This is a genomic window from Mesorhizobium sp. RSR565B (genome assembly GCF_054719465.1).
Genome location: NZ_JBTTIE010000001.1, coordinates 2,837,330 through 2,857,425 on the forward strand (window position 1 = coordinate 2,837,330; position 20,096 = coordinate 2,857,425).

The window sequence follows — 20,096 nt, forward strand, 5'->3', positions numbered from 1 at the left end:
CAGAGCCCCCAGATGCGTGACGGCTACATAATCTGCGGCACGCCGAGAACCGGAAGCACATTGCTGTGCGGTCTGCTGGCATCGATGAAAACAGCCGGCGATCCGCACTCCTTCTATAGGCGGGAGGACAAGGCGGAATGGGCCGAAGAGTGGAAATTGCCGCATCCCGAGACGATGAGCGCGCATGACTTCGATGTCGCCTACCTCAAGGCGGCAATCAGCGCGGGAAAGGGCGGAACAGCCGTCTTCGGCTTGCGCCTGATGCGGGAGAACCTGGGTGAACTCTCGGCCATCCTCGACCGGATCTACCCAGACCTGCCATCGGACAAAGCACGCTTTGAAAAGGCCTTCGGGCGGGTCCTCTACATCCATCTTTCGCGCGAAAACAAGCTGGCGCAGGCGGTGTCGCTGATCAAGGCCGAGCAGACCGGGCTTTGGCACATCGCGCCCGACGGAACCGAGATCGAACGAGTCGCACCGCCGCAGGAACCCCGCTACGATTTCAAGCGGATCCAGCGCGAGCTTGCCGAACTCGAAGCCTATGACGGGGCCTGGAACGTCTGGTTCGCGGAGCAGGGGATCGTCCCGCTGCGAATCGGCTATGAGCGCCTGTCAGCCGATCCGGCAGCGGCATTGGCATCCATCTGCGAGGCCCTGGGTGTTCCGGCGCCGAATGCCGCCGACATAAAGCCTGGCGTCGCCAAGCTCTCGGACGAGACCAGTCTCGACTGGATGCACCGCTATTGTCTGGACGCGGCGATTTGATCAAGCCCTCTTTACCGCCACCGTTTCGCTGAGCCATGTGCCGATCTTGCTGCCGAGACGGTCGGGCGACACCGGCTTGGGCAGATAGTCGTCCATGCCGGACTCGATACATTTGTCGCGGTCGCCCTTCAGTGCGTGCGCGGTGACGCCGATGATTGGTGTGTGATTGCCACTCGCTGCCTCCGCCGCCCGGATGGCGCGGGTCGCCTCGTAGCCGTTCATCTCCGGCATGGAGACGTCCATGAGGATCAGCTTCGGTCCCAGCGCCCGGTACATCTCGACGGCCGTGCGGCCATTGCTGGCGATGCGGTAGCTGAGGCCAAGCCCATTGAGGATCTGGCCGAACACCAGCTGGTTCACGTCATTGTCCTCGGCGATCAGAATATCGATCGGGCCGTTTGGCGTGGCGATCGATTCAGGCACTGTGGCCGCCGGAATTGCCGGGCCGCGAATGACGGTGAAGGCGGGTGGCGCCACAGGTGCCGCCTGCGGAACAACAGGCTCGCGAACAAACTGGGCCTTGCCGATCTGGGCCCGCACTTTCTGGATTGCCGAGATGACGGTGCCGAGCAGGACGGCCGAGCGCGCCGGCTTGGTGAGATGCGCGGCGATGCCGAAATCGATGACCATCTTGCCGAAATCGACCTGATCGACCGAGGTCAGCAGCACCACCGGGATGGCGGAGAGACGGCTGTCGGCGGAAATCGCCTTGGCGACATCGGCGCCGTTCATGCCGGGCATCTGGTAGTCGAGGATGATGCAGTCGACCGCAGCACCGAGTTGGCTGGCCCGGTCTAGAAAGGCGAGGCCGACGGCGCCGCTTTCGGCGGCCGCGCAGTCGAAGCTCCAGCTTCTGAGCTGCTCCAGCAAGATCTCGCGGTTGACCGGGTTGTCGTCGATGACCAGCACGCGAGCGCCGGTGACATCGACCGGCACGACCTCGTTGCGCGTGTCCTGCTGATGCGCCGGCAGCGGCACGGCGAACCAGAACACCGAGCCGCGGCCGATCTCGCTTTCGACGCCGATCTTGCCGCCCATCAGATCGATGAGGCGGGCGGCGATGGCAAGGCCGAGGCCGGTGCCTTCATGGCGGCGCGTCGACGAGCCGTCGACCTGCGCGAATTTCTCGAACACGTTCTCGAGCTTCTCGGCAGGAATGCCGATGCCTGTGTCCTCGACGCGGACCTTGAGCTGGACCATGCCGTCGACCACCTCGCCGCCGACATCGATCAGCACATGGCCCTTCTCGGTGAACTTCACCGCATTGCCGAGCAGATTGGTGACGATCTGACGGAACCGTCCGGCATCGCCGACGACATGGGCAGGCAGGCGCGGGTCGACACGCACGATCAGCTCGAGGTTCTTTTCGGCGACGCGCGCCGACACCAGTGTGGCCACGTCCTCGACCGCTTCGGCAAGCCGGAAGGGTGCAGGATCGAGCGTCAGCTGACCGGCATTGATCTTGGAGAAATCGAGGATGTCGTTGATGATGGTGAGCAGCGCATTGCCGGACTTGACGATGACTTCGGTGAAGGTTTTCTGGCGCGCGTTAAGCTCGGTCTTGGCGAGCAGTTCGGCCATGCCCAGCACGCCATTCATCGGCGTGCGGATCTCATGGCTCATATTGGCCAGGAATTCCGATTTGGCGCGGTCGGCCGCTTCGGCCTTGAACAAGGATGCGGCGGATTCGGTGAAGGCGCGGCGGATCGCCTTTTCCATCGGCCGGAAGATCCAGAGGGCAACGATGGCAAGAACCGCGAACAGAAGGCCGCTTGCCCACAACAGCAGCCTGTCGCTGGAGGCGTCGGCCAGATGGCGTTCGCCATCCATGGCGGTACGCACACGCACCAGCATCGGCTGGACGAACAGGTCGTTCTGGTTGAGGATTTCGCGCGAACTCCATTCGTCGGTCTGTTGCGCCGCCGACATCTGGTTGAAGTTGCGCACGATGTCGCGCGACGACCAGAACAGGTCGCCGTTGACGGCGGCCGACGAGAGTTCGTCCAGCGTTTTGGCCGACAGGCTCGGCTTGATCGCGGCCAATTCCGCGGACAGTGTTTCGATCTCGCTGGTCAGGCGTTGCGAATGGCCGCGCGCTGCGGCGGCAAGGCCGTCACGGGTTTCGGTGCGCCAGGTCGTGCTGGCGGTTTCGGCAAAGCTGGAGGCGTTGCGCAGGTCGCGGGTGAAGACGACGAGATTGCTGCTCAGCGCGTCGATGTCGTGGCGGAAGGAATTGACGCGATTGAGCGCAAACATCACCGCGGTGGAAGCCAGCGCAAAGATGAGCAATCCCGAGATGTAGCGGATCCGGATCGAGCGGATGAAGAAAGAATATTCCGGCATGCGCAACCCCAACACATACGCATCATTTTAACGGTCGGGATTACGCTTGATTTACATTAAAATTCCGTTCGCGCCTGGCGGGCCGTCAAGATCCTGGCTGCACGTGCCCGGAGTTGGCGCCATAGAGGGTGGCATCGCATTCGCGCATCATGCGCAGTGCTTCTTCCTCGGTCAGGCCGAACTTGCGCATCATGCTCCGGATTTCGGGGCCTACAGCTATCTCCACCGGTCTTGCCGCCTGGCGGGTCTTCCTGGCCTTTTTCTTGGACATCAGTACGTTTCCCGTCTTGACCGACACATGTTTCGCATCAGCCCTGACCCGGCCTCACCGTGCTGCGCCAGACCATGGGCGCATGGCAGATCAGGCGGCTGCCAGCCTCCTCCCGCGCGCCGGTCGCGAGCCGCACGGCGCGCCTGGCGATCTCCTCGATCGGCGGCGAGAACGTCGTCAGCCGGTAAGAGGCCCAGTCGGCCTGTTCAATGTCGTCAAAGCCGATGACGCAGAGATCGCGGGGTACGTTGATGCCGAACTCGTGGCGGGCCGCATCGAGAAAGCCGCACGCAATCAGGTCGGTCACGCAGAACGCCGCATCCGGCCGCTGCCGGCCGGAAAAGAGCCGCCTGGCGCCATCGGCTCCGGTGGCATAGCCGGTGCGGCCCTCGCGCCACACGGTCACCTCCAGCCCTTCCTTCTGCGCGGCGGTAAGGAAGGCGGTTTCGCGGGAGAGCAGGCTGGGCGTGCCGGCAGCCGAGGTCACCAAAGCGGGGCGGGTACAGCCGGCCCGGATGAAGGCATGCAGCGCTGCCTCTGCGGCTGCAGCGTTGTCGACACCGATATTGTGCGGGCCGTCGAAGCGGTCATCGCGATTGATCAGCACCAGCCGCTGGCCGTTCTCAAGACAGGTGCGGATCAGCAACTGCGGCGGCGAGCCGGACAGAACGATGCTCGCATCGGCGCGATAGTTCAGCGTGTTGCGCAGCGCCTGGTCGACATGGTGGCTGGGGCCGGAGGTGTTGAACACCATGGCCATTTTGCCGGCGTCCCGCAGATGTTGGGTCAGCGCCTTCTGCAGGCGGGCATGATAGGGCGTGTCGCCATCGGCAACGATGAGGCAGACAATGCCGGTCGAGGCCCGCATCAGGCCGCGAGCCAGATGGTTGACGTGATAGCCGAGTTGCTCGGCGGCCAGCATCACCCGCTCGCGGGTTTCCCCGGAAACGGAAGCGCCGGGCGTGAAGGTACGTGACACCGCCGAACGTGAAACCCCGGCGAGGTCGGCAACCTGCTGGGCGCTGGAAAAACCGGTGCGGATTCTCGGAACCGTCAAGCGAACGCTCTCGCTGCTGTTTTCGTGATTCTTTGCACGCCAGTGCAATGTAATGCAACTCTTCTGCCATTGCCACCCACCGCACTTGACAGGCATGGCCGAATGCAACAGCTTTGCACAGCCGTGCAATACAAGCCGGCTCAAGAGTGGCATCGGAGGAATACCCTGTCCATTTCGCCGAAGACGGCATTGAGGGCGCGATTGTCCGGACCGGCTGCATGAGCAGGGCGGCGGCGCATCCGAAGGCGGACCGGCTGTCCGAGGCCGAGATGGACAGGCGTGCCGAGGTCTGCCGGAAACTGCTTGTCACGGCCGGGCAACTGGCGATGGAAGGCTATGCCCGGCAGGGCGCCGTCCAGCCGGTGGCGATGAAAGGCCCGCAGGATTTTCTCACTGAAACCGACGGCAAGGTCGAGGAGCACATCCGCGCGACGCTGGCAGAGGCTTTTCCGCAGGACGGGTTTTTGGGCGAGGAAGGCGGTGGCATCGGCTCTGCCCGCATGTGGGTCGTCGACCCCATCGACGGCACCGCCAATTTCATGCGCGGTATTCCGCATTTCTGCATTTCGATAGCTTTCGTCGAGGACGGCCGCAGCGAGATCGGCGGCATTGCCAATCCGGCCATCGGCGAAACGTACTTTGCCCGTCGCGGGCACGGCGCGACGCGCAATGGCGCGCCGATCCATGTGTCGCCGACGCAAGCGTTCGACCGCGCCTTTGTCGAGTTCGGCTGGTCGCCCAGGATTCCCAATCGCGACTATCTGGACAAGGTGAGCCTTGTCTGGGCACTCGGCGCCAATGTGCGGCGCTCCGGCTCCGGAGCGCTTGGGCTGGCCTATGTGGCCGACGGCCGCTCGGATGCCTATGCCGAGCTGCACATCAATTCGTGGGACTGCCTGGCCGGATTGCTGCTGGTGGAGGAGGCCGGCGGCCGTGTGAACCGGTTCCTCGACGGCGACGGCATGGCGAAGGGCAATCCCGTGCTTGCGGCAGCACCCGGTGTCGCGGCGACATTGTCCCAGGTGATCGGAGTGCCGCTCGACGACGGGTAGATCGTTTCCAGTGAGAAGACAGGGAGGAATATCGATGAAGACATTTGACAGTAAGCAAGGCTTGCGCGCCGCCTGGCTTGGCCTTGGCGCGGCGCTGGCCATGTTCGGATTGGCGGGTGCCGCCCAGGCGGCCGACCGCAGCCTCACAATGTATTGCGCCGTCGACGAGGCCTGGTGCCGGGCGATGGCGACCACCTACCAGAAGGAGACGGGCGTCAGCGTCGACATGACCCGCATGAGCGCCGGCGAAATCTACGCCCGCCTCCGGGCCGAGAAGGACAATCCGCAAGCCGATATCTGGTGGGGCGGCACCGGCGACCCGCATCTGCAGGCGGCGGAAGAGGGCCTCACCCAGGAATACAAGTCGCCGCAACTGGCAAACTTGCGCGACTGGGCGCTGAAGCAGGCCGACAGGTCGAAGAACCGCACGGTCGGCATTTATCTCGGTGCGCTCGGCTATGGCTACAATGAGGAAGATCTGAAGCAGCGCGGGCTGACCGCGCCGGCGTGCTGGGCCGATCTGGTCAAGCCGGAATTCCAGGGCGAGATCGAGATGGCCGACCCGAATTCATCGGGCACGGCCTGGACCATGCTTGCCACCATCGTCCAGCTGATGGGCGAGGACAAGGCATTCGACTATCTCAAGCAGCTCAACAAGAACATCGCCGAATACACCAAGGCAGGGGCTGCGCCGGCGCTCGCCGTCGGCAAGGGCGAGACGCTGATCGGCATCTCCTTCCAGCACGACGTGATCAATGCCGCGAAACAGAACCCTGCCGTGAAGGTGGTGTCGCCTTGCGAAGGCACCGGCTTCGAGATCGGGTCGATGAGCATCGTGACGGGCGCCAAGCATGCCGAAGAGGCGCAGAAATTCTACGACTGGGCGCTGAGCCCGGACGCGCAGAAGCTCGCGGCGCCGAACGGCAGCTTCCAGATCCCGTCGAACACCGCCACGCCGGTGCCGCCCGAGGCGCCGGACCTCTCGAAGATCAAGCTGATCGACTACGACTTCGCCAAATACGGCTCGTCGGCCGAACGCAAGCGGCTGTTGAAGAAGTTCACCGACGAGGTCCGCAATGGCGGCTGAGCGCGTTCTTTCGCGCTCACTCTAGCATCTGATCGCCGGCTGCCCTTCGCGGCAGCTGGCGCACCGTCCTTTGGCAACAGAAAGACATTGAATGGCCGCGGCCGGTTCCATGGTCAGTTCCGCTCCTGGACGCAGCGCGCTCCCCTGGGTAATGGCCGCGTGGGCGAGCTTCGTGCTCTTGCCTTGGTACAAGGTCGAAGGCGGCTTCCTTTCGTTCGACTGGCTGGCACAGCCGGCGGATGCGACGCCGGCCATCATGCTGGCGCTCGGTGGCCGGCCCTGGCTGTTGCCGCTTATCCTGCCGCTTCTGCTGGCGAGCTGGCTGGTGGCGCGCAACAACCCCAAGAGCCTGGCGGTTGCAGGCGCGGCGGGCCTGCTGTGGCTGGCCATCGAAGGCTTTTCCATCATCCATTCGGGCTGGGGATTTGGCTTGCTTACCCGGATCGCCGGCACGCCGGGACCGATGCAGCCGGGGCTTGGCTGGGGCGCGGCGCTCTATGCCGTGGCGATGCTGATGTTCATCGCCGAGGCGCTCGCTGCGCGGGGATGGTGCAAGGGCGACCGTTTCGTCGTCGGCTCGCTCTCAATCGTGATTGCTTCGCTGATCCTGTTCGTCGCCTATCCGCTGCTGTCGATCCTCACCTCGGCCATCAAGGACAATGACGGCAATGTCGTGCCGGCGCTGTTCTTCGATAAGATCTTTAGCGCCAACATATGGAGCCTGCGCTGCCTCTATGGCGAGGGCTCCTGCGGCGTGGCGTGGAACACGGTGGCGATCGCAGTCCTCGTCGGCTTTTTCTGCACGGCGCTCGGCCTAGCGCTGGCGCTGATCGCGCTACGCACCAAGCTGCCGGCCAAATGGTTGCTGCGCGGCCTGTCCATCCTGCCGATCATCACGCCGCCCTTCGTCATCGGCCTGGCGCTGATCCTGCTGTTCGGCCGCGCCGGCATCGTCACCAACCTCATGTCGGTGCATCTCGGCATTCCGCGCAGCCGCTGGATCTATGGCATGGCCGGCATCACCATCGCGCAGGTGCTGGCCTTCACGCCGATCGCCTTCCTGGTTTTGGTCGGCGTGCTGCAAGGGGTCAGCCCGAGCATGGAGGAGGCGTCGCAGACCTTGCGCGCCAGCCGCTGGCGGACGTTTCGCACCGTCACCTGGCCGTTGATCCGGCCGGGCCTGGCCAGCGCCTTCCTGATCTCGTTCATCGAGAGCATGGCCGATTTCGCCAATCCGCTGGTGCTGGGAGGCAATTTCAACGTGCTGTCGACCGATATATTCTTCGCGGTGGTTGGCGCGGCGCACGACCAGGGCCGCGCGGCGGTGCTGGCGATCGTGCTGTTGATGTTCACGCTGGCAGCCTTCGTCATCCAGCGCCGCTGGATCGGCAGCCGCAGCTACGTCACCGTCGCAGGCAAGGGCGATGGCGGCGTACCGGCGACGCTGCCCAAGGCCTTGCGGATCGGCTGCTACGCCGCCGTCGTTCCGTGGCTGGTTCTGACCATCGTGGTCTACGGCATCATCCTGGGCGGCGGTTTCGTGCAATCGATCGGGCGCGACAACACGCCGACGCTCCAATATTTCCTCACCGCCTTTTCGATCGAGAAAGGCGTCAATGGCTGGTTTTTCAGCGGCTCGGCCTGGCCGTCGCTGCTGATGACCATCGGCCTTGCGCTGGTGGCGATGCCGTTCACCGCGGCGCTCGGCATCCTGACGGCCTATCTGCTCGACCGGCAGCGTTTCGCCGGGCGTACCATGTTCGAGTTCCTGGCCATGATGAGTTTCGCCATTCCCGGCACGGTGATCGGCGTCAGCTATATCCTTGCCTTCAACGTGCCGCCGGTGCAGTTGACCGGTACCGGGTTGATCATCGTCATCTCCTTCATCTTCCGTAACATGCCAGTGGCGATCCGTGCCGGGCTCGCCAATCTGGGCCAGATCGACAAGAGCCTGGACGAGGCATCGCTGACGCTTGGGGCGCGGTCTTTTGCTACCTTGCGGCGGGTGATCCTGCCGATCCTGAAGCCGGCGATCGTGACCGCGATGATCTACAGTTTCGTGCGCGCGGTGACGGCGGTCAGCGCCGTCATCTTCCTGGCGAGCGGCCGGTTCAACCTTGCCACGGTCTACATTGTCGGGCGCGCAGATGTCGGCGAATACGGCATCGCGATTGTCTATTCGGCGGTGATGATCGTCGTCATGATGGTCATCCTGATCGGCATCCAGCTGCTGGTCGGCGAACGCCGGCTCGGCCGGCGCCGGCCTGGTCCGGAAGCCGTTGTGGCAGCAATCTGATGGGGAGAAGCGGCGTGGATCAGACGGCGAAGACTGCTGCCCCGGTTGCGACGGACAGGCCAGCGGTGCGGTTCGAGGGCGTCACCAAGAAATATGGCGCGGTGACCGCCGTCGACAACGTCAGCTTCGACATCGCGCCGGCCAGCCTGGTGACGCTGCTCGGGCCCTCGGGTTGCGGCAAGACCACCACGCTCAGGCTGATCGCCGGGCTGGAACAGACCAGCACCGGGCGCATCCTGATCGACGACAAGGACGTCACCTTGCTGTCCGCCGCCGAGCGCGATGTCTCCATGGTGTTCCAGTCCTATGCGCTGTTTCCGCATATGAACGTGATGGAGAATGTTAGCTACGGCCTGCGGGCGATGGGGCTTGGCAAGGCGCAGGCAGCCGAGCGCGCCGCCGAAAAGCTGTCGCTTGTCGGCCTGTCCGGCTACGAGAAGCGCCAGCCGAGCGAATTGTCCGGCGGCCAGCAGCAGCGCGTCGCGGTGGCGCGCGCCATCGTACTGGAGCCGAAGGTGCTGCTGTTCGACGAGCCGCTGTCCAATCTCGACGCCAAGCTGCGCCGGCGGGTGCGCGACGAAATCCGCGGCCTGCAGCAAGATCTGGCGCTGACCATGGTCTATGTCACGCATGACCAGGAAGAGGCGCTCGCCGTCTCCGACCGCATCATCGTCATGAACGCCGCTCGCGTCGCCCAGGACGGCACGCCGCGCGACCTCTACAACGAGCCGACCAACCGTTTCATCGCCGACTTTATGGGCGACGCCAATCTGCTCGACGTCGAGGTGCTTTCCAGCAATGCGACCAGTGCAAGGGTCAAGGTCGGACCCTTGCTGCTCGACATGCCGGGTCGCGGTAACGCTCCGGGGCCGGCGATGCTCGCTGTGCGCCCGAATGCCGTGCGCATCTTGCCCGGCCAGCCAGCGGGCACCATGAAGGGCCGGGTGGTCAAGAGCTCGTATCTCGGCGACCACATGGAATACCGGATCGCGATCAGCAATCCGGCGGTCGAACTGTTCGCGACATCGCCTGATGTCACACCCGCCGTGGCGGAAGGGACGATGGTCGGGATCGATTTCGATCCGGCGAAGATCGTGCTGATCAAAGACGATTGAACGCGCCGGGAAAACCGTTGCACACTGTCTGGCGTTGCTTGGTGACGCGTCACAACAGGCGGCGACCAGGGATTAGCGTTCCAGTTTGCATTGGGTTTAGATCGTTCTGTTTGCATGCTCGCCTGTTGCGAGCCTGTGGATCACCAAGGGCGCATCGACCGAACTCAAACGAGCTTTTCCAGCGTGATCGGAAGGCTTCGAATGCGTTTGCCGGTCGCGTGGAAGACGGCATTACCGATCGCAGGTGCGACCCCTACGACACCGATCTCGCCGACGCCTTTGCCGCCAAGAGCGGTTGCCTGCATGTCCGGAATTCCAACCGAAATCACCTGGATGTCGGGCACATCGGCGTTAACCGGGACGGCGTAGTCGGCAAAATTCGCGTTGATGGTGCGCCCGTCTCGCTGGTCGGCGTAACCTTCTTCCAGGAGAGCCTGCCCGAGACCCATGACCATACCGCCGATCCACTGGCTTTCCGCAAGCTTCGGATTGAAGATCCTGCCGCTATCGAATGCCGAGACCATGCGCTTGACGCGGATCGTGCCAAAATCCTCATCGATCCGAACTTCCACGAAATGCGCACACCAGCTATGGGCCGAGACGCCTCCTTCCACAGCGCCCTTCAACTGTGCAAAACTGCGGTCAGCTCCGTTCTTCATCTCCTCGGTGGCGCCGGGAGCAAAGGTGTTACCCTCGATTTCCAGTTTGTCTTTGCCCACTGCCTTCAAGAGTTCCGCGATGCCGATACCGCCGTTCGGCCGTCGGGTCGGTTGCACCGAGCCGTTTTCGAACGTGAGGTCAGTCGCCTTCGAGGTTGCCAGCGGCGACTTCGGATCGGATGCGGCAAGCGCCAGCAAGGCGTCCCGTGCATTCCTGGCCGCCTTGTCCACCGCTCCCGTCAGGTTGTTGGCCTGCTGGGAACCGCCTGCGAGCGCCGATCTGGGGAGGAGGGTATCGCCCAGCCGCACCGCGACTGTCTCAACAGGAACGCCCAATGCGTCAGCCGCTGTCTGGGCGAGAATGGTATAGGTCCCCGTTCCCATGTCGGTGCCCGCGCTGAGGACTTCGATCTGTCCACTGGCATGGAGTACGATCTTGGCTTCGCTCGCGGTACGGATCATGGGGTATGACCCGGCGGCCATTCCATAACCGATCAACTCGCGGCCTTCGCGCATCGAGCGAGGGGCCGGGTTCCGGTTCCACCAGCCGAAGGCTTCCGCGCCCACGGCATAGGCTTCGCCTAACTGTCGAGTGCTCCACTTCATCCCATTGCTGGGATCCGTCTCCGCCCAGTTGGCAAGGCGCAGCGTGACCGGATCCATGCTGAGCGCGTACGCCAGCTCGTCGATCGCGCTTTCCACAGCATAGGCACTGGGGTTTTCGCCGGGGCCCCGTTTCCAGCCGGGCTGGACCGTATTGACCGGGACGACGTTGAGACGCGAAGAAAAGTTCGGCGTCGCATACATGATCTTCGTCACATTGTTGCAAGCCTCGATATGGACTTCGTCAATCGCCGTCTCGTTCCAGCTCTCATGGACGATCGAGCTTATCTTTCCGTCCTTCGAGGCTCCGATTGAGAGTGTCTGCCGTGTCGCCGGTCGGCCGCCAAGGCCGGTAAAGGTCTGCGGCCGCGTGAGAGAAACCTTGATCGGCCTGCCCAGTTTCCGCGAGGCCGCGCAAGCCAGCCCCACATGCGGATGTGCCCCGATCTTGGACCCGAACCCACCGCCGACATAAGGCGAGATCACCCGCACATTCTCGATGCCGATGCCGAGCCATTCCGACACGACGCTCCGTGCCCCGCCAACCCACTGGCTGGGCTCCCAGACGGTGATTTTCCCGTTCTCCCAGGAAGCGATGCACGCATGCGGCTCCATCGGCACATTGTATTCGCGTGACGTCGTGTAAGTTACGTCTACCTTGACCTCGGCATTGGCCAACGCTGTCGCCGCATCGCCCCACGCGGCACCCATCTCATCGATGGGCTGCACTTTTGCCTTGGGATCGTTGATGTCGAGAATAGGGTCGCCGTCCTCATATTCGATCTTGAGAAGACTTGCCGCTTCCGTTGCCTGCTCAAAGGTTTCTGCGACCACGAGCGCGATATGCATGCCGTTGAAACGGACCACATCGTCTTGAATTGGGGTAAATTCCTCGGTCGCTCCGCCGCCCTTGCTGTAGACGGTCGGCTTGTTGAGCTTCAGGGAATTCTGCGCGGTGTAGACATCCAGGACACCCGGTAGAGCCTTGGCGGCCGACGTATCGATACTGACGATACGCCCTGCCGGCCGCGTCGATTGGACGGTAACGCCATAGGCCAGGTTCTCCAGCTTCTGCTCGATCGCATAGCGAGCCTGCCCGGCTACTTTCAACGGGCCTTCGGCGCGGGAAAGCCTGGCACCGAGAGCTGGCGCCTTGGCGGGGACGGTCTCAGCCGCAACGGCTTTTGACGAGAGATCGACAGCGGCGCGAGCGACAGCGGCTACGCCGGCGCCGAGCTTCAAGACGGTGCGGCGGTTGAGTTCGAACGCGTTACCATGTGTCATGCGATACCTCCTACCGTCATCAGGGCGCGGGCCACGACCTTCGGTGCCAGTTCAATCTTGAATGCGTTGTGTCCGCTCGACTTCGCGCCGTCGCCGGCGGCTGACGAGGCGCTTCGAAGCGTCGCCTCGTCGAGCGTCTTTCCCTTGAGCAAATTTTCGACGGCGCGCAGGCGCCAGGGTTTGGTGGCGAGGCCGCCGACCGCAATGCGTACTTCGCGAATTGTCTTGCCATCGGCTTCCAATTCGATTCCGACAGCGGCGCTGGCCGCGGCGAACTCGTACGACGCGCGATCCCGGACCTTGAGATAATGCGAGCGTTCCAGGGCTGCCGAACGCGGGATCTCGATCCCGACGATCATCTCTCCGGGCGACAGATTATGCTCAAGGTGTGCGGTATCGCCAGGGAGCAGGAAGAATTCGTCGGCGGGAATTTTGCGTTCGGAAGCTCCCCGGATGATGACCGTGGCGTCGAATGCCACCAGGGAAACCGCAAAATCTCCGGGGTAGATTGCTATGCACGCGTCACTCGTGCCGAGCACCGCGTGGTTGCGGTTGACGCCGCCAAGGGCAGCGCATCCGGAACCTGGATTGCGCTTGTTGCAGTTCGAATAAGCGCCCGGGTCGCGGAAGTAAGTGCAACGGGTTCGCTGCATCAAGTTTCCACCGATGGACGCCATGTTGCGCAGCTGTGCCGAGGCAGCGCGCCACAGGCTTTCGGAAAGCACCGGCGCAGCCTGCTTGATATCGGCGTGGTCGGCGACCTTGCTCATCTTGGCGAGCGCACCGATGCGAATGGCATCCGCCGATACCTCGATCGTGTCCAGGCCGGGAAGGCGCGTGATGTCGACCACCCGCGCAGGACGCTCGACATTCAGCTTCATGAGGTCAAGAAGCGTGGTCCCACCGGCGAGAAATCTTGTCTCTGGCTTGGTAGCCTCGGCAAGCGCCCTCGCGGCATCTTTGGCGCGGAGATACTCGAAAGGTCTCATAGTGCTGCCTCCTTCTTCAGGCGGCTGGCGGCATCGCGCACCGCGGCGACGATATGGGGGTAAGCGCCGCACCGGCAGATGTTGCCGCTCATGTATTCGCGGATGTCCTCGTCCGTATCGGCGTGGCCCTCACGAATGCATGCAACGGCCGACATGATCTGACCGGGGGTGCAATAGCCGCACTGGAATGCATCGTGCTCGATGAACGCGGTCTGGACTGCGTGCATCACGCCGTCGGCAGCCTGGAGGCCCTCGATCGTCGTGACCTGACGGCCTTCGACCTGGGCCGCCAGCGTCAGGCAGCTCAATACCCGCTCGCCGTGACGTGGACGGTACAGGCGCCGCACTGCCCATGATCACAGCCTTTTTTCGTGCCGGGCAGGTTGGCATGCTCGCGTAGTGCGTCCAGCAGAGTCACGCGTACATCAAGATTAAACTGGTGGCGCCGGCTGTTGATGTCCAAGGCTAGCTGTCGGGGCTCTGGCATGTCGTCTCCTCGGTGGCGGGCGGGATTGGGACTTCTCGCGAAATCGATCGGACCGACGAAGCCTACGGCATCGGTCGGAAAGGGACGTCTATTCAAAGGCCTGTCATTGGCCGGTTGCCTAAGGGTCAACCCTCAGGAGAGCACGGACGCGACATCCGAATTAGCCCTCAAAATTCGCATGAGCCTATCGACGGCGCTCATAAATAGACCTGCGACGACGGCAGTGCTGAATGCGACGTTCAGCTGTCGAAGGCCAGCGACCCGGATAGCTCCTCATGGGCATCGACCTGCTGCTGCAGCAGAGCGAGTTTCTGCCTGACCATTGCAAGAGCATCGGCGCCGGCGATGAACCGACGGGGCAACTCCGGCTTGTCGACCAGAGTGATCAACGCCTGCGCGAGTTTCGCGGGGTCGCCGACTTGCTGGCCGTTCGCGGCTTTCCAACCCGTTATCTGCTGGGCGCGACGTTCGCTGTAATCGCTGACGAATGACGGAGCATATTGTGTGGATTCGTCCGTCAGCAGCTCCGTGCGGAAAAACCCGGGGTTCACGATCATCGTTTCAATGCCGAACGGCGCCACCTCGGCTTGCAGTGACTCGATCCAGCCATCAACGCCGAACTTTGCCGCGGCGTATGCAGAACAGAACTCAAAGCCGACCAGGCCGGCCGTCGATGAGATGGCAATGACCTTGCCAGAACCCTGCGCGCGCATGACCGGCAGGACTGCGCGCGTGACATTCATGGCGCCGGTCAGGGTGGACGCGAGCTGAAGTTCGATATGGGCCGGAGTCAGGTCCTCGAAATAGCCGGCATAGAAGCCCGCGGCATTGTTGACGAGCACGTCCAGGCGACCAAAGCGGTCGAGGGTTGCCTTCACCGCAGCATCGGCGTCGGCCGGCTTGGTCACGTCCAACGTCGCGACCAAAAGATTGTCCCGTTGGCCGATCGCCTCGGCGACCCGATCTGGGTTACGACCGGTCGCAACGACCTTATCGCCGATGGCCAGGACCGCTTTGGCAAAGTCGAGGCCCATACCTCGCCCTGCGCCGGTGATCATCCATACTCTACTCATAGTCGTATCCTTCCTGGTCGGTATCTTTCAGTTTATGCCGCGTTGGCTTGGCACGTCCGTCTCAGCGTTTCGTTGTCTGCCAAGTGAAATAGGGAATAGGACTCGATACGATTAGCCTCTATAATCTGCATGAAGTTAGAAATGGGATTGATAAATGAGGCGCGGAGATTTCAGCGAGTTGGCAGTCTTCATCGCCGTAGCAGAGGCGGGCAGCTTCACGCGCGCCGCAGCAAAGCTTGGTCTATCGCAGTCGGCGCTCAGCTACGCTGTCAGAACGCTGGAACAGCGCATGGGAGTCCGGCTGATCTCACGCACCACCCGCAGCCTGTCCGTGACGGTAGCTGGAGAGCGCTTGCTGCGAAGCCTGCGACCGGCCTTCGATCACATCGAAAGCGAGATCGCCGCCGTCGCCGCCCTGCGCGACAAGCCCACTGGCCTCATTCGCCTGACGACATTCCGGTATGCTGCCAAATCAGTACTGTGGCCCGTCATCGCCAGACTCCTTCTGAAGTATCCGGATATCGAAGTAGAATTGAGCCTGGACGAAGGTCTGGTTGACATCGTTGCAAACAAATTCGACGCCGGTATCCGGATCGGCGAGCAGGTCCAGAAGGACATGGTGGCAGTAAGGATCGGCCCGGACCTGCGTATGGCGGTAGTTGGATCACCGTCGTATTTTGCAACCCGAACGGTTCCAAAGACACCGCGCGAACTTGGGGAACACAAAGGCATCAGCTACCGTCAGAAGACCGGCGGCGGGCTCTTTGCCTGGGAGTTCGAAAAACGCGGTGAGGAACTTGAAGTCAGGATGAATGGCCCACTCATTATCAATGACGGGGAAATGCTGGAGGCTGCGGCCCTCGACGGGCTCGGACTAGCATACACATTTGAAAGCCAGGTCGCTCCGTTCGTCGCAGACGGACGCCTGATCCGGGTGCTGGAAGACTGGTGCCAACCCTTCCCGGGCTATCACCTCTATTATCCCAGCCGACGCCAGCACACTGCAGCGTTCGCTCTTCTTGTGGAGGCACTCCGTCTCAAGGCGTGACGGAAGGGCGAAAACACGCCGCTCTAACTTGGCAAAGTGAGTTATCCCTCCCTCATCAGCACAATTTTCGGGCCTCCAATCGATTCCTCCGTCGCAACTTATCCCTTACGACTGCGTCGCGGTGGCCGTCCGATTCCGAGCCTTGAAGCTGCCAGTCGCTTCCGGCCCCTAATGCGGTCATTCCCTGATGCAGGTTGAGATGGCCTCGTGCTGGCAGTGGCTGACAACTTTTAGGCAAAGCGGATCCTTCTTGTAATGCGGCCCGCCATGATGAGGATGTCGGGCTCTTTGCTGCTTCTGCTCTATCTCTAAATTAGGATGCCTTCTCACCCTCAGATGTCTGGATCAGCCTGCGCGCGGCATCTGCTCCTGCCGCAAGGAAGCGATCCGACAATTCGGTCCCTGCCACCGCGCGGGCCAGTTGAAGCGCGCCGATGAGGGTCGCAAAGACGCCCATGGCAACGCCTTCCGGATCCCTGGCCTGCGGAAGCGCTGCAGACAACTGGCGCACCAAAACCAGCAAGCGTTCGGTGTAGACTTGGCGCGTTTCGAGCGGCTGACGCGCGAGTTCCGGGAGCAGCGCGGCGTTGGCGCAGCCCGTTCCCGGATTGTCCCGGTGCCCGGCTGACAGATACGCCGCTATCCCCATCTCCGGACCACCGGCGGCCAATACCTCTTGCAGTTGCTGCACCTGGCTCTCTAGCGCCGCTACCAGGCTTTCACGCACAAGCTCCGCCTTGGATTGGAAATGCGGATAGAAGGCTCCGTTCGTCAGTCCGGCGTCGCCCATGATGGCTGCCAGTCCGGACGCGGCGATGCCGTCACCGCGAAAACGCTGGGCTGCGACCTCGACGATGCGATCGCGGGAGGCGTCCTTTCGGCCCTTTTCGTAGCGCATGGCGCTCTTCCTTTCTGCTATTGCATTATGGGTGTAATGTGATATTACGATCATAATTCAATCAACGGCAAAAAGCTAGCCCTCATGTCTGTGGAGTATCAAATGAGTACCCTTTCAGAAAGAACCGCAGTCGTGACCGGAGCCTCTTCGGGCATCGGCCGCGCCAGTGCCGAGGCCTTGGCGCGGGTGGGGTATACCGTCTTCGGGACAAGCCGCAGCAAGGCCGGCAACGGCCCGGCTAAGGTGTCCATGCTGACCTGCGACGTGACCGACGGGGAGTCCGTCAGCGCCCTCGTTGCAACCGTGCTGGCCCAGACCGGTCGTATCGATCTGCTAGTGAACAATGCCGGTGTCGGCCTGCTTGGCGGCGCCGAGGAATCTTCGGTCGCACAGGTGCAGGCTCTGTTCGACGTCAATCTGTTCGGCGTCATGCGCATGACCAATGCGGTGTTGCCGTCGATGCGGCGCCGCGGCCAAGGGCGCATCGTCAACATCGGCTCGATTCTGGGATTGGTGCCCGCGCCATACTCAGCGCACTACTCGGCGGTCAAGCACGCGCTGGAGGGCTATTCGGAATCGCTCGATCATGAGGTTCGCGCCTTCAACATTCGCGTCTCGGTCATCGAGCCGGCATTCGTGCGCACCGTCTTCGACCAGAACGGCATCGAGCCGGATTCCCTGTTGAAGGAGTACGATCAAGCGCGCGCCGGGCTCAAGGCGCTGCTTGCCGATGTGATGCCCAAAGCCGATCGGGCGGAAGTGGTGGCGGATGTGGTCGTCAAGGCAGCGACCGACGCCCGTCCGCGACGGCGCTATACCGCAGGGAAGGCAGCGCGCCAGGTCAGCCTGCTGCGCCGCTTCGCCCCCGCGGGGATGTTCGACAAGACCTTGCGCAAGCAGTTCCGCCTGCCGGTCTGAACAACGGTGGGACGGAGAATTTCACGCACAGACAGCAGGCCAACAGACACTCTCAGAAAGTCACTGCCATGAAGGCATTCGTTGTCGACAAATATAACAAGAAAGGCATTTTGCGGCTGGCCGAGATGCCGGAGCCGGAGCTGCTGGACAATGACGTCCTGGTCGAGGTCCATGCCGCCGGGGTGAACCTGCTGGATTCCAAAATCAGGACCGGCGAATTCAAACTCGTCCTTCCCTATCGCCGGCCCTTCATCCTCGGTCACGACGTTGCCGGGAGGGTTGTCAGGGTGGGCTCGAAAGTCCGCAAATTCAAACCCAGCGACGCCGTCTATGCGCGGCCGCGCGACGGCCGGATCGGGACATTCGCCGAATTCATCGCAATCGATGAAGCCGACGTGGCGCTGAAGCCGGCGAACCTCAGCATGGAAGAGGCGGCCTCGATCCCGCTGGTCGGTCTGACCGCCTGGCAGGCTCTCATCGAGAGGGCGGGTCTGAAGACAGGCCAGAAGATCTTCATCCAGGCTGGCTCCGGCGGCGTGGGGACATTCGCCATCCAGTTGGCAAAGCACCTCGGCGCGATCGTTGCGACAACAGCGGGCGCGGCAAGCAACGATCTGGTCAGGGATCTCGGCGCCGATGTCGTCGTCGACTACAGGAAGGACGACTTCGAGAAAATCCTGTCGGGCTACGACGTCGTCCTGAACAGCCAGGACGCCAAGACGCTTGAGAAATCCCTGACTGTGCTGAAACCGGGTGGGAAGCTCATCTCGATTTCCGGTCCTCCGGATCCCGAATTTGCCAGGAAACAGGGACTGAACGTGGTGCTAAGGCTGCTGCTGCGGCTGCTGAGCCGTGGTATCAGGACCAAAGCCAAGCGCCGGGGCGTGGGATTTTCGTTCCTGTTCATGTCGGCGCAAGGTGAGCAACTGAGCAAAATCACGTCCCTCATCGAAGATGGGGCGATTCGCCCGGTCGTCGACAGGGTCTTTCCTTTTGAAGCGACCAATGAGGCGCTGGCTTACGTCGAAACAGGACGCGCCAAGGGCAAGGTCGTCGTCAAGGTCAGATAGCGCGCCCAGTTGCTTTGGGGCATTTGAGAGACACCAAAGCAAGGCAGCGCAAGGCCGACAAATTCCGAAAACGGTTCGGCATCCGATCGCCCAAACCTCAGTTGTTGCGGATTGCAACGAAGCTTGCCGCTGCCTTCAGCAAGGCTGCCTGTCCGCCGTAAGGCTCGAGCAATTCATGGGCCTGCTTGACCAGCCCATGGAGCTGGCTGCGCGCCCAGTTCGCGCCATGCAGCGCCACCAGCGTCGCCTTGCCGGCGGCTGCGTCCTTGCCGGTCGCCTTGCCCATCTGGCTGGCATCGGCGGTCAGGTCGAGCAGGTCGTCGGCAAGCTGGAAGGCAAGCCCGACCGCCGAGCCGAATTCGGCCAGCCGGTCGCGGTCCTGCGGTGCGGCGCCGGCAATGATCGCGCCGGCTTCGCAGGCGAAGCGGATCAGCGCGCCGGTTTTCATCGCCTGCAGCCGGATAATGCCGGCTTCGTCCGGCCTGTTGCGCTCGGCTTCGAGGTCGAGCGTCTGCCCGCCAACCATGCCCCCGGTGCCAGCCGCGCGCGCCAGCGCCAGCACCAGCGCCGCCCTGCGCTCCGCCGGCAGCGCCGTCGCCTCATCGGCGAGGACATCGAAGGCAAGCGTCAGAAGCGCATCGCCGGCAAGTATGGCGGTAGCTTCATCGAAGGCCTTGTGCACGGTCGGCTGGCCGCGGCGCAGATCGTCGTCGTCCATGGCAGGCAGATCGTCATGGATCAGCGAATAGCAATGCACGCATTCGAGCGCCGCCGCCACGCGCATCGCCGCCTCGCCATCGGCGCCAAAAAGGGCGGCACTTTCCATGACCAGGAAGGGGCGCAGCCGCTTGCCGCCGTTCAGCACGCCATGGCGCATGGCCGCCATCAGACGCTCCGGTCGGGCGATCTCGCCGGCAAGCGTGCGGCCGTCGAGCAGCAGCCTGAGCCCGGCCTCGATCGCCGCCGCCCGCCCCAGAAGTGCGGCCTCAAAGGCCAATTGCTCGTCTTTCGTCATGGCCGGGAGCGGTAGCCGACACTCAGACGTTGCGCAAGAAGCCTCGCGCCATTATGCCGGAGGCGG

The 20,096-nt window shown here is 62.9% G+C and carries 16 protein-coding genes and 1 pseudogene; 8 read left to right on the top strand and 9 right to left on the bottom strand.

Features of this window, described 5'->3' with window-relative positions; genetic code table 11:
- Positions 1-12 precede the first annotated feature (12 nt).
- Complete coding sequence (locus tag ACYG9R_RS13810; RefSeq protein WP_023825017.1) at positions 13-765, top strand: Stf0 family sulfotransferase; 753 nt, start codon at positions 13-15, stop codon at positions 763-765.
- Here the strand turns inward: ACYG9R_RS13810 and ACYG9R_RS13815 are convergent, their stop codons facing one another.
- The 3 genes from ACYG9R_RS13815 to ACYG9R_RS13825 all read right to left on the bottom strand — a co-directional run bounded on the left by ACYG9R_RS13815 (position 766) and on the right by ACYG9R_RS13825 (position 4,436).
- On the bottom strand, positions 766-3,108 hold the full coding sequence (locus ACYG9R_RS13815) for a response regulator (protein WP_352545481.1): 2,343 nt from the start codon (positions 3,106-3,108) through the stop codon (positions 766-768).
- An 85-nt stretch (positions 3,109-3,193) separates the two neighbouring features.
- Positions 3,194-3,379, bottom strand: a complete 186-nt coding sequence (locus ACYG9R_RS13820; RefSeq protein ID WP_023684018.1) for a hypothetical protein — start codon at positions 3,377-3,379, stop codon at positions 3,194-3,196.
- Between the two features lie 37 nt (positions 3,380-3,416).
- Positions 3,417-4,436, bottom strand: coding sequence for a LacI family DNA-binding transcriptional regulator (locus tag ACYG9R_RS13825; protein WP_031195645.1), 1,020 nt, complete (start codon positions 4,434-4,436; stop codon positions 3,417-3,419).
- A 218-nt stretch (positions 4,437-4,654) separates the two neighbouring features.
- Here ACYG9R_RS13825 and ACYG9R_RS13830 point away from each other — a divergent pair, with 218 nt between their 5' ends.
- The 4 genes from ACYG9R_RS13830 to ACYG9R_RS13845 all read left to right on the top strand — a co-directional run bounded on the left by ACYG9R_RS13830 (position 4,655) and on the right by ACYG9R_RS13845 (position 9,986).
- The gene (locus ACYG9R_RS13830) at positions 4,655-5,488 is read left to right on the top strand and encodes an inositol monophosphatase family protein (RefSeq protein WP_050587494.1); all 834 of its coding nucleotides are present in this window, start codon (positions 4,655-4,657) and stop codon (positions 5,486-5,488) included.
- Positions 5,489-5,522: 34 nt separating this feature from the next.
- Positions 5,523-6,575: an ABC transporter substrate-binding protein gene (locus ACYG9R_RS13835; protein WP_023727596.1), complete on the top strand. Its 1,053-nt coding sequence runs from the start codon at positions 5,523-5,525 to the stop codon at positions 6,573-6,575.
- A gap of 91 nt (positions 6,576-6,666) precedes the next feature.
- Positions 6,667-8,871 carry an ABC transporter permease gene (locus ACYG9R_RS13840; protein ID WP_245260134.1) on the top strand — a complete coding sequence of 735 codons (2,205 nt, stop codon included), beginning with the start codon at positions 6,667-6,669 and terminating at the stop codon, positions 8,869-8,871.
- Between the two features lie 14 nt (positions 8,872-8,885).
- Positions 8,886-9,986, top strand: a complete 1,101-nt coding sequence (locus ACYG9R_RS13845; RefSeq protein ID WP_245260133.1) for an ABC transporter ATP-binding protein — start codon at positions 8,886-8,888, stop codon at positions 9,984-9,986.
- 164 nt (positions 9,987-10,150) lie between these two features.
- Here ACYG9R_RS13845 and ACYG9R_RS13850 read toward each other — a convergent pair whose 3' ends face one another.
- The 4 genes and pseudogenes from ACYG9R_RS13850 to ACYG9R_RS13865 all read right to left on the bottom strand — a co-directional run bounded on the left by ACYG9R_RS13850 (position 10,151) and on the right by ACYG9R_RS13865 (position 15,081).
- On the bottom strand, positions 10,151-12,532 hold the full coding sequence (locus ACYG9R_RS13850; protein ID WP_460221832.1) for a xanthine dehydrogenase family protein molybdopterin-binding subunit: 2,382 nt from the start codon (positions 12,530-12,532) through the stop codon (positions 10,151-10,153).
- A complete protein-coding gene (locus ACYG9R_RS13855) occupies positions 12,529-13,521 on the bottom strand; it encodes an FAD binding domain-containing protein (RefSeq protein ID WP_023825013.1) in 993 nt (330 codons plus the stop codon). The genes ACYG9R_RS13850 and ACYG9R_RS13855 overlap by 4 nt, the downstream gene beginning before the upstream one ends.
- Positions 13,518-14,008: pseudogene (locus ACYG9R_RS13860) on the bottom strand ((2Fe-2S)-binding protein). Before ACYG9R_RS13860 ends, ACYG9R_RS13855 begins: the two are co-directional and overlap by 4 nt.
- Before the next feature lie 239 nt (positions 14,009-14,247).
- Positions 14,248-15,081, bottom strand: coding sequence for an SDR family oxidoreductase (locus ACYG9R_RS13865; RefSeq protein WP_023825012.1), 834 nt, complete (start codon positions 15,079-15,081; stop codon positions 14,248-14,250).
- Between the two features lie 154 nt (positions 15,082-15,235).
- Here ACYG9R_RS13865 and ACYG9R_RS13870 point away from each other — a divergent pair, with 154 nt between their 5' ends.
- Positions 15,236-16,129: a LysR family transcriptional regulator gene (locus ACYG9R_RS13870; RefSeq protein WP_023825011.1), complete on the top strand. Its 894-nt coding sequence runs from the start codon at positions 15,236-15,238 to the stop codon at positions 16,127-16,129.
- Between the two features lie 313 nt (positions 16,130-16,442).
- Here the strand turns inward: ACYG9R_RS13870 and ACYG9R_RS13875 are convergent, their stop codons facing one another.
- Positions 16,443-17,027 carry a TetR/AcrR family transcriptional regulator gene (locus ACYG9R_RS13875; RefSeq protein WP_023825010.1) on the bottom strand — a complete coding sequence of 195 codons (585 nt, stop codon included), beginning with the start codon at positions 17,025-17,027 and terminating at the stop codon, positions 16,443-16,445.
- Between the two features lie 102 nt (positions 17,028-17,129).
- Between ACYG9R_RS13875 and ACYG9R_RS13880 the strand changes: the two genes are divergently transcribed.
- Entirely contained in the window at positions 17,130-17,945 is an 816-nt protein-coding gene (locus ACYG9R_RS13880; RefSeq protein WP_023825009.1) for an oxidoreductase, read from the top strand.
- Positions 17,946-18,013: 68 nt separating this feature from the next.
- A complete protein-coding gene (locus ACYG9R_RS13885) occupies positions 18,014-19,015 on the top strand; it encodes an NADP-dependent oxidoreductase (protein WP_023702756.1) in 1,002 nt (333 codons plus the stop codon).
- 97 nt (positions 19,016-19,112) lie between these two features.
- Here ACYG9R_RS13885 and ACYG9R_RS13890 read toward each other — a convergent pair whose 3' ends face one another.
- A complete protein-coding gene (locus ACYG9R_RS13890; RefSeq protein WP_023693656.1) occupies positions 19,113-20,030 on the bottom strand; it encodes a polyprenyl synthetase family protein in 918 nt (305 codons plus the stop codon).
- Positions 20,031-20,096: the final 66 nt, after the last annotated feature.